Annotated in this window: 18 protein-coding genes and 1 other annotated feature; of the genes, 3 read left to right on the forward strand and 15 right to left on the reverse strand. The window is 40.4% G+C overall.

Annotated features, from left to right (window positions below):
* Positions 1-4: 4 nt before the first annotated feature.
* The 15 genes from AXF17_RS09590 to AXF17_RS06835 all read right to left on the reverse strand — a co-directional run bounded on the left by AXF17_RS09590 (position 5) and on the right by AXF17_RS06835 (position 12,293).
* A complete protein-coding gene (locus tag AXF17_RS09590) occupies positions 5-622 on the reverse strand; it encodes a S49 family peptidase (protein ID WP_237049026.1) in 618 nt (205 codons plus the stop codon).
* Between the two features lie 82 nt (positions 623-704).
* Complete coding sequence (thiI, locus tag AXF17_RS06770) at positions 705-1,889, reverse strand: tRNA uracil 4-sulfurtransferase ThiI (protein WP_094234357.1); 1,185 nt, start codon at positions 1,887-1,889, stop codon at positions 705-707.
* A gap of 8 nt (positions 1,890-1,897) precedes the next feature.
* Positions 1,898-3,082, reverse strand: a complete 1,185-nt coding sequence (locus AXF17_RS06775; protein WP_094234358.1) for a cysteine desulfurase family protein — start codon at positions 3,080-3,082, stop codon at positions 1,898-1,900.
* A gap of 60 nt (positions 3,083-3,142) precedes the next feature.
* Complete coding sequence (rny, locus tag AXF17_RS06780; protein ID WP_334293363.1) at positions 3,143-4,672, reverse strand: ribonuclease Y; 1,530 nt, start codon at positions 4,670-4,672, stop codon at positions 3,143-3,145.
* Between the two features lie 141 nt (positions 4,673-4,813).
* Positions 4,814-5,578, reverse strand: coding sequence for an AAA family ATPase (locus tag AXF17_RS06785; protein WP_157682588.1), 765 nt, complete (start codon positions 5,576-5,578; stop codon positions 4,814-4,816).
* Positions 5,562-6,251: a RadC family protein gene (gene radC, locus AXF17_RS06790; protein ID WP_094234361.1), complete on the reverse strand. Its 690-nt coding sequence runs from the start codon at positions 6,249-6,251 to the stop codon at positions 5,562-5,564. Before radC ends, AXF17_RS06785 begins: the two co-directional genes overlap by 17 nt.
* 123 nt (positions 6,252-6,374) lie before the next feature.
* Entirely contained in the window at positions 6,375-6,797 is a 423-nt protein-coding gene (locus AXF17_RS06795; RefSeq protein WP_169711332.1) for a hypothetical protein, read from the reverse strand.
* 15 nt (positions 6,798-6,812) lie between these two features.
* Positions 6,813-7,466, reverse strand: coding sequence for a (d)CMP kinase (gene cmk / locus AXF17_RS06800; protein ID WP_094234363.1), 654 nt, complete (start codon positions 7,464-7,466; stop codon positions 6,813-6,815).
* 9 nt (positions 7,467-7,475) lie between these two features.
* Positions 7,476-8,000 carry a transcriptional regulator NrdR gene (nrdR, locus tag AXF17_RS06805; RefSeq protein ID WP_094234364.1) on the reverse strand — a complete coding sequence of 175 codons (525 nt, stop codon included), beginning with the start codon at positions 7,998-8,000 and terminating at the stop codon, positions 7,476-7,478.
* Between the two features lie 157 nt (positions 8,001-8,157).
* Positions 8,158-9,249, reverse strand: coding sequence for a trigger factor (tig, locus tag AXF17_RS06810; RefSeq protein WP_094234365.1), 1,092 nt, complete (start codon positions 9,247-9,249; stop codon positions 8,158-8,160).
* Between the two features lie 177 nt (positions 9,250-9,426).
* Positions 9,427-9,606, reverse strand: coding sequence for a hypothetical protein (locus AXF17_RS06815; protein ID WP_094234366.1), 180 nt, complete (start codon positions 9,604-9,606; stop codon positions 9,427-9,429).
* 2 nt (positions 9,607-9,608) lie between these two features.
* Positions 9,609-9,962, reverse strand: coding sequence for a 50S ribosomal protein L20 (gene rplT, locus AXF17_RS06820; protein ID WP_094234367.1), 354 nt, complete (start codon positions 9,960-9,962; stop codon positions 9,609-9,611).
* Positions 9,963-9,981: 19 nt separating this feature from the next.
* Complete coding sequence (gene rpmI, locus AXF17_RS06825) at positions 9,982-10,182, reverse strand: 50S ribosomal protein L35 (protein ID WP_094234368.1); 201 nt, start codon at positions 10,180-10,182, stop codon at positions 9,982-9,984.
* Between the two features lie 28 nt (positions 10,183-10,210).
* Positions 10,211-10,729, reverse strand: coding sequence for a translation initiation factor IF-3 (infC, locus tag AXF17_RS06830; RefSeq protein WP_094234369.1), 519 nt, complete (start codon positions 10,727-10,729; stop codon positions 10,211-10,213).
* Between the two features lie 11 nt (positions 10,730-10,740).
* Positions 10,741-10,858: a sequence feature (ribosomal protein L20 leader region), on the reverse strand.
* 52 nt (positions 10,859-10,910) lie between these two features.
* Positions 10,911-12,293, reverse strand: coding sequence for a Na+/H+ antiporter NhaC family protein (locus AXF17_RS06835; protein ID WP_094234370.1), 1,383 nt, complete (start codon positions 12,291-12,293; stop codon positions 10,911-10,913).
* A gap of 255 nt (positions 12,294-12,548) precedes the next feature.
* Between AXF17_RS06835 and AXF17_RS06840 the strand changes: the two genes are divergently transcribed.
* The 3 genes from AXF17_RS06840 to AXF17_RS06850 form a co-directional block, all read left to right on the forward strand.
* Positions 12,549-13,148: a hypothetical protein gene (locus tag AXF17_RS06840; RefSeq protein WP_094234371.1), complete on the forward strand. Its 600-nt coding sequence runs from the start codon at positions 12,549-12,551 to the stop codon at positions 13,146-13,148.
* Positions 13,149-13,463: 315 nt separating this feature from the next.
* Positions 13,464-14,102, forward strand: a complete 639-nt coding sequence (thiT, locus tag AXF17_RS06845) for an energy-coupled thiamine transporter ThiT (RefSeq protein ID WP_094234372.1) — start codon at positions 13,464-13,466, stop codon at positions 14,100-14,102.
* Positions 14,092-14,478 (forward strand): Maf family protein (locus AXF17_RS06850; RefSeq protein WP_169711333.1); only part of this gene is annotated, 387 nt, incomplete at its 3' end. The genes thiT and AXF17_RS06850, both read left to right, overlap by 11 nt.

Here is a 14,478-nt window from a genome sequence, read left to right on the forward strand (position 1 = left end):
TCCGTCATGTGCTTCCCATCGCCTTGTTGCGACCACTGGTAATGGCATTAGTCTTTATACCAAGCTTGTCCAGCAAACCTCTAATATCGTAAATAGTACCTGTCTTAACTCCGATTGAACCAGTCCAGGTGTTGCGATTAGCGTAGATTTTATCTCCTGCCATCGCAATGTAATATCCTCCTGATGCAGCCTGATCCTTGAAATAGAAATATATAGGACGCTTAGTCTTATTCTTATACTTCATCAGTTGTTCATACAGTTCATCTGAGGTATATACACTACCGCCTGGTGAATTAACACGTATGGCTATACCTTTATTTGACGAATCATGGATAAGATCATTAATCGTGTGCATTGTCCAGTTATGATTGTACGTAGCTCTAGCACTAACATCGCCTATTTCACCAGTTACATCAAGAACAGCTACAGATCCGCCGCCGAACGATAAACCACTTGAAGAACCAAGCCTAGCACCACCCATGTAAGCAAGAGTTGTGAACACAACTCCTACAGTCAACATAAGTACGAGGACCGCGATTAGGGCAACTAGCCATGAATTTTCTTTCTTTGAAGCATGGTTTCTTCTGCCGTCACCATTACCGCTCATGTTATTATCTGTCATAATTTAGTCCCTATTATTTTCTCTATATTAGTTACATTCTATAAAAATATACCTATTCATATGTTAGCAAATATCGGTTCCATTATCTAGGTGTTATATCAATTACTTCTACCGAATCCACTGCCGTGCTAACGAGCTTTTCGACATCGAGTACCTCTTCGGACTTCTCGATTTTGCTGAGCTTAGGTTTTGTAACCGGGTGCTTAGGTAGGAATACTGTGCAGCAGTCTTCATAAGGCTGAATTGAGATGTCGTAAGTTCCAATTTCCTTAGCCTTATCCATGATATCAATCTTATCCATGGCGATAAGCGGTCTCATAACAGGCATCTTAACTACACTGTCTGTAACGACGAGCGCTTCAGCAGTCTGGCTGGCAACCTGACCTAGATCCTCACCTGTGATTAGCATCATAGCCTTCCTCTTAATAGCAATGCTCTCTGCAATACGCATCATGAAACGTCTTACGAGAAGAGTAGTTTCTTCTTCAGGGCAGTTCTTTACAATCTCCTCCTGAATAGGCAGAAGATTTACTACGTACATCCTTATAGTTCCCATGTATCCAGCCAAGGTAGCGCAGAGCTCCTCAACCTTCTGCTGAGCGCGTGGGCTCGTGTATGGATATGAGTGGAAGTGAACAGCCTCGATTCTCATACCACGCTTAGCCATCATAAATGCTGCGACAGGACTGTCGATACCTCCTGACATAAGGATGAGTCCTTTGCCATTAGTTCCAAGTGGCAGACCACCAAAACCTTTGATCTTATCTCTAAATATATACGTTCCCTCACGGCGAACATCTACGTATAGCTTGCAATCAGGATCGTGAACATCTACTGATAGCACCTTGCAAGTCTTGAGGATTTTAGCACCTACGATTCGACCAATCTCTGGTGACTGGATAGGAAATGTCTTGTCGGCTCTCTTGCCTTTAACCTTAAAGGTCTTAATGCCCTCTTTTTCTATCAAATCCATCATGAACTCTGCCGCAGCTTCACCGATTTTCTCAATATCCTTCTCTGCTTCAACTGCCGGGCTCACAGAAGCAACACCGAAAACCTTGGAAACTTTTCTGATGATTTCTTCTCTCTCTACTTCCTTAGGCACTCTAACAATCATGAGTCCATCATTCCACTTAGATTCAGTATTCTCGTATGAAGTAAGAACACCGCGAACTCTCTCGAGAAGTACCCTTTCAAAGTATGGCTTGTTCATACCCTTAAGTGCCACTTCTCCGCATCTTACAATGTAAATATTCTTCTCATTCATCATAACCCCTATCTGAAGCTACCTAATCTTCTAAACCTTTTAACTGCTGCCGAAACCTTCGCCGCAGCTTCATCCATTTCTTCTAGTGTATTGAATTCAGAGATACTGAATCTAATAGCACCTTCTATTTCCTTATGCCCAAGTCCCATTGCTGCCAAGACATGGCTATCGCTGTTCTTGTGAGATGAGCATGCAGAGCCTGTTGAAACGTATATCTCTTCCTGCTCAAGTGTATGAAGTATTACCTCTCCTCTTGAACCTAAAAATGAAACATTGAGAACTGACGGGCAGCGCTTTCCATAATCAGAAATCTCGAATCCCATCTCAATAGTACCATTTACTATTATATCATCAAGTTCAGATATTAGTCCCTCACGAAGTCGATTATTTAAAATAGCGAGAAGTTTCTGTTTTTCTGTCAAATTATCATACGCAAGCTCCGTTGCTAGCCCGAACCCCGCGATTCCCTGTGTATTCTCAGTGCCTGAACGATATCCGCTCTCCTGTCCACCTCCAGGAATGAGCGCAGGTAGCTTTAGTCCTGACTTCATATACATTGCACCAACACCTTTAGGTGCATGAAACTTATGTCCACTGATAGTAATTATATCAAAAGGGGCACTTCTGAGGTTCATCTTACCAAAAGCCTGTACGGCATCCGTATGGAAGACGGTATTAGTCCCATGTTCTTTGTTATACGCTTTTACTATGTCATAAGCAGATGCTACTGGCTGAATCATACCTGTCTCATTATTAACCGCCATCAAAGTAACTAATATAACTTTATCGTCTAAAGCTTCTTGTAGTGACTCTAAATTGATTGTTCCAGTCTTATCTACATCTAGATAGCAAATTTCAAATCCATCCTCCGCCATTCTCTTACATGCTTCAAGAACTGCTGGGTGCTCAATCTTAGAGGTTATAATTTTGTTACCTCTACGTCTTAGCTTTCTGGCGGTACTGAATATAGCAGTATAATCACCTTCTGTGCCGCCAGAATTGAATACGATTTCCCCCATTGCCGGCAAGGCTTTGGAAACCCGCCCTCTGGCTTCGCGAATTAGCTCGGCACTTCTCAGACCGAGCGTATGGAGCGATGAGGGGTTTCCAAAGGCTTCTTTGCTTAGCTTATACACAAGTTCTGTTACTTCATCGTATTGATGTGTTGTTGCACTGTTATCTAGATATATCATGGTATCTCCAATATATTATAATTGCTTTTAAAAAGCTCTCCGCAAGCGGAGAGCTTTGTTTTACTTTGCATAATCTATTGCGCGAGTCTCTCTGACTACATTAACCTTGATGTTGCCTGGGTACTCAAGCTCAGCTTCGATCTTTTTAGCAATCTCTCTAGCCAGCATTGGGATTTCATCATCTTTAACCTGGTTAGGTTTAACTGCAACTCTGATCTCACGTCCAGCTTGAATAGCGAACGACTTATCAACGCCCTTTGTAGTATTGGCAATATTCTCGAGGCTCTGAAGTCTCTTGATATAAGCTTCAAGAGTTTCTCTTCTTGAACCGGGTCTAGCAGCTGATAGAGCATCAGCTGCACCTACGAGAACGGCTTCAAGTGTAGTAGCCTCAACATCTCCGTGATGTGCTTCAACACCGTTGATAACCTTCCACGACTCCTTGTACTTCTTGCAGATATTTACACCGATTTCTACGTGTGTTCCTTCAACCTCGTGGTCGATAGACTTTCCAATATCGTGAAGAAGTCCAGCTCTCTTAGCTAGCCTTGGGTCAAGTCCTAGCTCTGAAGCCATCATACCGGCGAGGAGAGCAACTTCTACAGAGTGTTTAAGCACGTTCTGTCCGTATGATGTTCTATATTTTAGTCTTCCAAGAAGCTTAACCATTTCAGGATGTAGGTTGTGTACGCCTGTCTCGAAACAAGCCTGCTCTCCCTCTTCCTTGATTATGTTGTTAACTTCCTTAGTAGCCTTCTGCACCATCTCCTCGATGCGTGCTGGATGGATTCTACCATCTGAAATCAGTTTCTCGAGTGCTCTCTTAGCAATCTCTCTTCTAACAGGATCAAATCCAGAAAGGATTACTGCTTCAGGTGTGTCATCGATGATTAGATCAACACCCGTGAGAGTCTCAATCGCTCTGATATTTCTACCTTCTCTACCGATGATACGACCCTTCATATCGTCGTTAGGAAGCGCTACTACCGAAACCGTAGTCTCAGCAACCTGATCTGCAGCACATCTCTGAATAGCAAGTGTGATGATCTCTCTTGCCTTCTTATCTGCCTCGTCTTTAGTCTCTTCTTCAACTCTAGTGATTATTGCTGAAGCATCCTTTCTTACGTCTTTTTCAATTTCAGCAAGTAATAGGTGCTTTGCCTCATCCTTTGAGTAGCCGGAAATCTTCTCTAGCTCGGCAATCTGCTTCTCTAGATACTGATCAATTTCCTTGTGCTTCTCATCCATCGAGCGTTCACGCTTTGATAAGCCTTCTTCTCTGCGCTCAATGCTCTCAAGTTTCTTTTCAATGTTCTCTTCCTTCTGAAGAATACGTCTTTCTGTTCTTGTAACTTCGTTACGTCTGTCGCGAATTTCGTTTTCGAGATTTTCCTTGATCTGGTGCACTTCTTCTTTAGCTTCAAGAATTTTTTCCTTCTTGATATTCTCAGCGGCACTTTCCGCATCAAGAATGATGTTCTGAGCTTTCTGTTCTGCACTTCCAATTTCTTTCTCTCCGACACGCTTACGCACACCGTAGCCAAGTAGTAATCCTATAATCAGGAATACAATACCAGCTACCACAGTTATTAATAGCGGTGTCATGTTCAACTCCTTATTCAGTTATTTGTTAGTAATACAGTATATTTTTACTTATTTATTGTTAAAAATAAGCATATCGTATATAGAATCATGCTGATTTATTATATATTTTAAAGAAAACATAGTCAACTATTGGAGAATCTCTCTAATCACTCTTTCCGCTATTTTATTGAAGTTCCTCGCTATATACGTGTCTCTTTTTGCTACGATCGGAATGCCAATATTACAAGAGGCACGAATATTCTCATCTTCCATTATCACACCTAGAAGTTCGGATTTAAATCTAAGATCAATCTCAGCAAGGCCAGGTCCGCATCCGAGGTCTTCACTAACCGGCATCATACGATTTATAACATAGTGCCTATTCATGATTTCACATTTGATCAGTCTATCCTCGATAGCATCTGCATCTCTAATGGCCACATAGTCAGGAGTGGTAACGATAATGACTTCATCGGCAGAGTTGTGACATAAATCAACAGCGCGATTTATACCAGGTGCACCATCCATAATCACAACGTCATACTCACGCTTAAGGTGTTCAATCAATTCGTCGATATCAGCTCTTGAGATATCAATCCAATTTCCACCCTGATGCGCAGGAATTATCGAGAGCTTTTCTGCAAAATTCGAGTGTATAATGGCATCCTTTGGCTCGCATGTCCTCATAATTACATCGTATATGTCAAATATAGCTTCATTCTGAACACCTATGTAAAGATCTAGGTCTCTCATCCCCATGTTCATATCAAGCAAAATAACACGCTTACCCATGTACGCAAGCGTTAACCCGAGGTTTGCGGCAAATGTGGACTTGCCCGTTCCCCCTTTTCCCGATGTAACGTAGATTGTTTTAGACACCTTAGGCACTCTCCATTTAAGAATCTTGTTCAATAAACCCTTCACTTCTGAGACTCACATAGCTATCATATCCAACTATGATGTGGTCTAGGAGTTTAATTCCGACAATTTTACCTGCCGCTTCAAGTCTCTTGGTCGCAGCGATATCAAGATTGCTAGGCGTGGGATCACCACTTGGATGATTGTGAGCTATGATAATAGCTGCAGCACTACGCCTTATAGCAACGCTATACACTTCCCTAGGATGTATATCAGCAGAATTCAATTCACCAATAGACACCGTATATTCCGACTCAATTTTGCATTTAGTGTTGAGTAAAAACAGCTGAACATGCTCACGTTTTGCTCCTCGCATACGCTCCATATATAGTTCAGCTATATCTTCAGCTGTGGTAACCGTCTTACCTGAAATGCGACTAGGTTCCCTTACACGTCTTGCTAGCTCCATACTGGCAACTATAGAACAGGCTTTACTTACACCGATGCCATCAACATTAAGTAGCTCCCTAGCATCGACACTACATATGTCTTGAGATAGATTATCTGTGTAGGTCATGACTTCATCAGCCAGTTGCAGAACCTTCTTGTCAGAGGTTCCTGTTCTTAGAATCAAGGCAAGTAGCTCAACATCAGAAAGTGACGATGCACCGGAATACATCAGTTTCTCCTGCGGTAACTTATGCAGGTTGTTATTTCCATTATTCATATATAACCCTCTCTCGAGAGCAACACGATAAAATTATATCAAAACACCCTGTCTGCAACAAGCACAGACAGGGTTCAAAATTCTTCATTTATGAATATTTTATGCTATATTTTACGCAAAATTCTAGTATCTTCCTCGCTCTAGTATCGTCAAGTTTTTTAGCGATAAAAACAGCATCATAACAAGTATCATAATCAGAGCTTTTTCAACATATAAATTAGCATAAATCGCATAATTACCTATAAGTCCTGCAAGCAGAACCAGCATGCCTGTAAAACAATATCTTAAACGTGCAGCATACATAATTATAGCTTTGCGCTTCTTATCTTTCTGACTAACTGTAGTCACATACTTAACCACATATAGAACACTGAGAATAGCTTGAAACAGTATGATTGCGATAAATCCATACAGGATTTTTTTATCACTAGTTCCGAAAAATCCAGCTATTTCAGCATGAAATAGAAGCAGTACATCGAACAAAAAAATCAGATAACAGTACCCTCTAACTTTACCAAGTACAATCGCACCTTCTTTCATATTCATTACCCTCCATTACGCCTATCTCGAAATCTTGGATGCCATAGTGACAATCTCATTAACGACCTCTTCTATGCTCATATTAGAAGTGTCAACTAGAATGGCATCCTCAGCCTGCACCAGTGGATTTAGTGGTCTATTCATATCCTGATAATCTCTATTCTTAATCTCTTCAAATATATGATTAAAAGATGCATCCACGCCCTTGGCCTTAAGCTCTTCGTATCTGCGACGTGCCCTAACCATCGGATCAGCTGTTAGAAAAATTTTAAGTTCAGCATTCGTCAAAACATTAGTTCCGATATCTCGTCCATCCATAATTACGCCCTTACCTTCAGCAATTCTGCGCTGAATATCGACGAGTTTAGTGCGAACTTCTGGAATCTGAGAATATGTCGATGCTAGCTTAGAAATCTCCGGAGTTCTAATTATATCGCTTACATCATCACCATCTAGAAAAATCTTGCCCTCAACAAAGTCAATCGATGTCTTGGCTAATATATTATGAATAGATTCTACATCATCTGAGGAAACTCTCCTGCGATTAAGCTTTAATCCAATCGCACGATACATCGCCCCTGTGTCTATATACTCGAGCCCCAGCTTATTACCTACAAGTTTTGCAATAGTACTTTTTCCTGCACCACCAGGTCCATCAATAGCAATTCTAATCATAGTTTTACCTTAATTCTCATCCAGCGAATCCCCTTCACCAGGCGACTCCTTGACATACCTCTCTGCATCATGACCTTTTCTGTCTTTCTCAAGCAGATTATTTATCTCTTTTACGAATGTATCTATATCAGTAAATCTATGGTATACCGAAGCAAATCTAACGTAAGCAACCTGATCTAAGTCGCGTAGCTCATCCATGATGAGTGCACCTATCATCTTGCTGTCGATTTCTTTTTCCATGGTATTGTTTAAACCACGTTCAATGTTATCGGCGATTCTCTGAACATCGTCGTACTTAACCTTAGTCTTCTCGCACGCCTTAAGAACACCATTAATAAGCTTATTACGGTCAAAACTCTCCCTTGTACCATCACTCTTGATTACTACAAGCAGCGAATTCTCGATCTTCTCAAATGTTGTAAAACGCTTGTGACACTTATCGCACTCGCGACGTCTTCTGATAGCAAGACCTTCCTCAACCGGCCTGGAATCAACAACTTTTGTGTCTGGATTACCGCAGTAAGGGCACTTCATATCGTTCCTCCATGTTCAATCAATGTTAGCTTAAAAGTTCCGTAGTTTATAAAGTCTCTTCTGTAAATAAATGCAATACAAATCATATATCGCATATACGCATATATTCATATACGCATATATTTACGAAGAAATTATCATCAATGTAGCATTAGAGTTATTTTGCTATGCTATCCTTCAGCACCTTAATCATAACCTTCTCGTAAACCATTGTGTCGTAAAGGTTATTCTGATCAGCATACTCTTCAATAGACATGCCTGCAGCCTTCTCATATTGAGAACGTGTATATCCAGCATCCTTGAGCAACTTATCCAGATACTCTTTATAGTCCTTGTCGGAAACCTTTATACCATACTCCTTAGCAAGAGCGAACAGCACGAGCTCCTGTCTTACAGTATTCTTAGCCGCTACCTTTGCCTGCTTTTCAAAGGCCTTCTTGGACATACCCATAGTGCTCTTAAGATACTTCTCGTACGACATGTCATTCTTCTTAGCAAGTGACTTGTACGTGTCAATCATCTTCTGCTGTGTATCTTTAAGTTCTTTTTTGGGATACTTCTTAATCTTGCTTGAATTTAAAATTTTCTGGAATAGCTCCTGCTTCTCAGAACTTGCAACCTGAGCTTTCTTATCCTTTAGAAGCTGCTTCTTCAGGTGCTTTTCATACTCTGCAGTAGTCTTGAAGTTTGTATTCTTCTTTACGAACTCGTCGTTATATTCAGGAGTAACTGTCTTAACAAGCGAGTTGAGCTTAATAGTAAATGTAGCTTTCTTGCCTGCAAGTTCAGTATTATTTGAATAATTAGATGGAAACGTAACAGTTATGTCAAATGTCTCGCCTACCCTATGTCCGACAATCTGCTCTGCAAATCCGCTGATGAAATTGCTATCGACGAGATTTAGTTCATATCCAGTAGCTGATCCACCATCAAACTTCTTGCCGTTAATCTTACCTGTGTAATCAATATTAACGATGCTATCTGATGCGGCCGTTCCTTCTTTTACTTCTTCTTTAGTTTTAGCCTGCTCAAGCGTAGTGTTAATAGCTTCCTGTACTTCAGTGTCGCTAACAGAAGTATCTGCCTTAGTGTACTCGAGATTCTTATACTTGCCGAGCTTCACATACTTACTGAAATCATCGTAGCTGTACTTGTCTGGTTTGGATGCTCCACCGCATGCAGTTAGCATAAGCGCGCAGGCTACCATAACAGCCATAATTGTCGACTTGCATATTTTGTTACGTGACATATTAAAACCTCTTATATATTGTGCTTTAAATTGATTCTACTTATAACTCTATCCAATCTATATTATCATAGCAAATTCGAGGGTTCAACGAGTTTCACAGTAACCACACGAGCATTACAATTTACTAATTGCAATTCCAAAGTAATAAAAGACAGGGCATATGCCCCGTCTAATATACTAATTTTTATTATTCTCTTGTTCTCTGCGTTTAGCTAGCGCAGCCTCTTTACGAGCCTGTGCCCTCTCGCGCTTTAGAACTTCATTTCTCGCCGTTAGGCCCCACCAGGTAACCGCGCAAACAGCAACGATTAGGGCGGCGATAAATATAACGCCTATGTGGTTTAGAAAATATTCCATTATTAGTTAGCCTTCTTTGCTAGTTCACATAGCTCAGCAAAACCTGCAGCATCATAGATAGCCATTTCGGAGAGCATCTTTCTGTTTAGCTCGATTCCGGACTTCTTGAGGCCATTCATTAGGTTGCTGTAGTTAATGCCGTTAGCTCTTGCGGCAGCATTAATTCTTGCGATCCAGAGTCTTCTATACTCTCTCTTCTTGTTCTTTCTTCCAACGAAAGCAGATCTTAGAGCTCTCATTACTGCCGGGTTAGCAGCTCTGAAGTTTTTGCTTCTCTGTCCGTAGAAGCCCTTTGCCTGCTTTAAAATCTTCTTGTGTCTCTTATGAGCGTTTACGCCCTTCTTTACTCTTGCCATATCTTAAAACCTCCCTAAACTACTTTGCCATTGCTCTAAGCATACGCTTTGTATCTGCACTAGTAAGTACTGTGGACTTACGAAGACCTCTCTTTCTCTTTGCAGTCTTCTTTGTCAGAATATGGCTCTTAAATGCCTTATTTCTCTTAATCTTACCTGAACCGGTAAGCTTCATTCTCTTGCTTGCGCCTCTATGAGACTTCATCTTGTTCTTTGCCATAATGATTTCCTCCTAAGTTGTTAATTCATTACTTACTATTCTTTGGTGATAGGAACATAGTAAGGCTTCGTCCCTCGAACTTTGGCTTCTTATCTATGACGCCATACTCGGCGACCAACTCCGCAAAGCTGTTCATAACATCAAAGCCTTTCGCTGTGTAATCACGTTCTCTTCCTCTAAATCTAAGGCTAACCTTAACCTTATCTCCTTCCTTTAAGAACTTGATTGCTGTATTCGCCTTTACATTTACATCGTGCTCCTCGATAAACGTGCTAAGACGAACTTCCTTAACCTGCATGGTCTTCTGGTTCTTCTTAGCTATCTTATCCTTCTTCTGGAGCTCATAGCGATATTTCCCGAAGTCTAGGATCTTGCAAACCGGTGGTTCAGCATTTGGAGAAACATTTACGAGGTCTAGATTAGCCTCTTCTGCTATCGCAAGCGCTTCTCTGATACCCATAACTCCGCGCATATTTCCATTCTCATCTATCAAACGGACTTCCTTTGCACGAATATCTCCGTTGATCTGTTGTTTATCCTTGCTAATTGGTCTACCTCCATATAATAAAAAAGCGGATACAGAAGTATCCGCGAATTAACTGAAATAAATCAAGTTATTGATAACCCGTACGCCTGTGCTTACAAGGTGAGAAGCGGATAACTTCTTCTTTGACCAGTTGATTATAAACTATTGCTGAGCATGTGTCAATACTAAACGACACATGCCTTTACTGTTTTTCAACTTCGTGTTCTGGCTTCATATGCTCCCAGTTCCACTCTCCTTTGCACACAATATTATTATACGAAGGAACCATTACCGAGATTAGCGACATGATGCCTAGAATTATCAGATACCAGTTGTAAGGAATCATATCAGTTGGATTTACAGCATTCTTGGTCAAGCTGGCAACCAGAAGGAACTGCGCACCATACGGAATGAAACCCTGCATGATGCATGAGAAGATGTCGAGGAACGAAGCTGTTCTTCTAGGGTCAATCTTATACTTCTCGGAAATTTCTTTGGCAATCTCACCTGTTACGATAATAGCAACTGTATTGTTAGCTGTTGCCGCATCTGTTAGCGCTGTTAGTGCTGCGATTCCTACAGATGCAGATTTAGAGCCTTTGAAAAGCTTGCTTGTCTTATCAATTATCCACTTTAGACCACCATAATGCTTCGTGAGCTCAGCAAGACCTCCTACAAACATAGATAGGATAAATACCTCAATCATCCCCTGATATCCTGCCCAGATTTTAGCTGCAACTTCCATAATACCGATTGTGCCAGTTCCAACACCAACTGCCGCAGCACTGAGAATTCCGATAATCAGTACAGCAAACACGTTTAGACCGAACAGCGCAAGGCCGAGAACTAACACATATGGAACAACCTTTATTAGGCTGTAATCTAGATTCCCAGTTACGGTGCCGCCCTCACTGAAGATAACCATTAGAACAAGAGCAATAAGAGCTGAAGGTATAGAAATCCAGGCATTAGTTCTAAACTTATCCTTTAGATCTACTCCCTGTGTCCTTGTAGCAGCTATAGTTGTATCGGAAATCATCGATAGATTATCTCCGAACATCGCACCTGTGAGAACAGCAGCAACAACGAATGACATATTAAGATCTGCTGTCTTTGCCATCTGGTAAGCGATTGGAACTATGGCTCCAACAGTACCCATAGAAGTACCAGTAGCCGTGGATAAAAATGCTGCGATTACGAAAATTCCTGGAACAATGAACCTAGGTGGAATAATCGCAAGTCCAAGATTTGCTGTAGAGGAAACTCCTCCCATCGCACCTGCAACAGAAGAAAACGCTCCAGCTAAAAGGAATATCATAAGCATCGTCATGATATTTTCATCACCAGCACCTCTTGCAAACAGCTTAAAATTATTGTCAATCCCCGTCTTGTGATACATTAAAAAAGCCAGTATAACGGCAATTGTCATAGCGACTACAGATGGGAACTGATAGAATGCCATCTGTACACCCTTGGAATGTAAGACAATTCCAACACCAAGGTAGATAACAATAAAGAAAAGAAGCGGAATTAACGCCAAGCCACTTGCCTCTCTTTCCTGATGAAGTTTAACTTGTTCTTTCATTTAAATACCTCAATAACTCGTCCAGTATAAAAGTAACGTCTTAAAGCTTTTACTAATCGAATAAAAGTATTATCTATTATTTTACACAAAATCGAACTTTCTTACACCGTTAATTTAAATTTTTCTATGTATTTTAAGAACTTTTTATACAACTTTGTAAGTGTATCATTAAATTTAAAACGTCAATGGTATCAATCCAATGTTACAATCATATTAGTTATTGCTTGATTATATATAATAATGAGGAAAAATTATATGAAGTATTACAACATTTATTTGGATGATGCTGATTATTTATACTTGGGAAGAAATTCAAAGTTGTATGTGCAGTTCTGCCCATATTGCGAGATGGTTCTTAATCGCGAAGCTTTACTATTTCAAGCCGCCGCAACATTAAAATGGAGAAACAAGACTTTCTTTGCTACCACATACGACGGTGTAAGCATTGTGAACCAACAGTTTTATGATATATATCAAAATTATGAAATGAAAGGCATCGAGTTTATACCTTTTAAAAAATCCGAAGGCTACTATATTTGTAACTTCATCAATACTGTATCCTTCGATCTTGAAAAAGCAAAACAGATACGTGTTGAATATGAAGGAAAAGTCACTTATGGAGTTATCGACAATGGGACATGCGACCATTGCAAAAAAAGCAAGGGGCATCATCATCCTTGGCCATATCGGATGATAGAATCCGATGAACAAAATCTCGAAGCAAATACATTTTACCGTAGTGATATAGAATTTGGCGAAAAAAATTATCAAGCCCCACTAATATGGGGAACCGAAGGAATCGTAGAGGCTTTCAATCAAGAAAAATGTAGTATATTTTATAGAACTGTAGAATAATATTTTTATATTGTTATAATAATCTAATGTGAACAACACTCATAACAGGAATTAAATATCCAAAAATAATAAAAAAAGCAAGGTTTTCATACTGATAAAATTTATCGTATTGCAATATCACATATAACAATATACAATGAGTAAACGAAATATTGCTGGGGGAGCGATAGCTGAGAGTTGCTTCACTTATTTGTGAATTCAGTCATTTTTATAAACTAAGATGAAGCGAGACCCTTCTACCACGCGGATAATGCCGTAGCGGGAAGCTGGCTAAAATATACAAGCACCCCCTCCTGCATAATAGGAGGTTTTTTTATGACTTTACAGAGTTTTGTTGAATCAAGAGTTGGTCAGGTATTGATTGTATTTATAATCATCCTGTTACTATGCTTAATTACAGTTAGCGGGAAATCAAAGAACGATAACAAGAAAATAGATGTTAAAGCACTAACCATTTCCTCACTTCTAATTGCAATCGCTGTGGTGCTATCCAACATTAAGATATTTACCATGCCTCAAGGAGGCTCTGTCACCCTTCTCTCACTTCTTCCAATTGCGGTAATCACATACCTGTACGGAACAAAGCGCGGAGTAACTGCCGGAGTTGCGCTCGGTCTTGTAAATCTAATCTTTGGACCTTACGTAATCCATCCGGTTCAGCTACTTCTCGATTATCCGATTGCTTTCGGAGCCCTCGGTCTTGGTGGAGCACTGCGCGACGGAAAGAACGGTCTCACAAAGGTATACCTTACAGGTGTATTTGCAAGATACTTCTGTGCTGTGGCATCGGGCATAATCTTCTTTGGAGCGTATGCGCCAAAGGGATTCCACGCAGTTACATGGTCGATTTGGTACAACTTCACTTACCTAGCAGTTGAAGCTGCACTAACGGTTGTTGTAATTAATATGCCACCTGTTAAGAGCATATTCGAGAGGATAAAAAATGAAAACTAAGCTTGATAACCTTTTGTTATCAAGATATGACAGAGTTATTCTTGCATCGAAATCACCACGTAGATTAGAAATCTTGAGGAATCATGGTGTTGAACCAATCGTAATGCCAGGAAATGCCGACGAGGCACTGCCAGATGGTATATCTTTTACAGATGCAGTGACGATGCTTTCCGAGAGAAAAGCTATGGCAGCACTAGAGCTTCCAGATATATTAGGACTTGAAGGCAAATTGCTACTTATAGCTTCGGACACTATCGTCTATAAAGACATTATCATGGGCAAGCCGCACGATAACGAGGATGCTTTTAATATGCTTGCTTCGCTTAGAAATGATACTCATTACGTGGCTACAGGTGTTACACTTATCAACATTATT

Source organism: Mogibacterium pumilum (assembly GCF_002243385.1).
GTDB lineage: Bacteria > Bacillota > Clostridia > Peptostreptococcales > Anaerovoracaceae > Mogibacterium > Mogibacterium pumilum.

Coding starts and splice junctions, on each gene's coding strand:
- AXF17_RS09590 (WP_237049026.1), bottom strand. CDS start 622: ATGACAGATAATAACATGAGCGGTAATGGTGACGGCAGAAGAAACCAT.
- thiI (WP_094234357.1), bottom strand. CDS start 1,889: ATGAATGAGAAGAATATTTACATTGTAAGATGCGGAGAAGTGGCACTT.
- AXF17_RS06775 (WP_094234358.1), bottom strand. CDS start 3,082: ATGATATATCTAGATAACAGTGCAACAACACATCAATACGATGAAGTA.
- radC (WP_094234361.1), bottom strand. CDS start 6,251: ATGAATAATGGAAATAACAACCTGCATAAGTTACCGCAGGAGAAACTG.
- AXF17_RS06795 (WP_169711332.1), bottom strand. CDS start 6,797: ATGAATATGAAAGAAGGTGCGATTGTACTTGGTAAAGTTAGAGGGTAC.
- cmk (WP_094234363.1), bottom strand. CDS start 7,466: ATGATTAGAATTGCTATTGATGGACCTGGTGGTGCAGGAAAAAGTACT.
- nrdR (WP_094234364.1), bottom strand. CDS start 8,000: ATGAAGTGCCCTTACTGCGGTAATCCAGACACAAAAGTTGTTGATTCC.
- tig (WP_094234365.1), bottom strand. CDS start 9,249: ATGTCACGTAACAAAATATGCAAGTCGACAATTATGGCTGTTATGGTA.
- AXF17_RS06815 (WP_094234366.1), bottom strand. CDS start 9,606: ATGGAATATTTTCTAAACCACATAGGCGTTATATTTATCGCCGCCCTA.
- rplT (WP_094234367.1), bottom strand. CDS start 9,962: ATGGCAAGAGTAAAGAAGGGCGTAAACGCTCATAAGAGACACAAGAAG.
- rpmI (WP_094234368.1), bottom strand. CDS start 10,182: ATGGCAAAGAACAAGATGAAGTCTCATAGAGGCGCAAGCAAGAGAATG.
- AXF17_RS06835 (WP_094234370.1), bottom strand. CDS start 12,293: ATGAAAGAACAAGTTAAACTTCATCAGGAAAGAGAGGCAAGTGGCTTG.
- AXF17_RS06840 (WP_094234371.1), top strand. CDS start 12,549: ATGAAGTATTACAACATTTATTTGGATGATGCTGATTATTTATACTTG.
- thiT (WP_094234372.1), top strand. CDS start 13,464: ATGACTTTACAGAGTTTTGTTGAATCAAGAGTTGGTCAGGTATTGATT.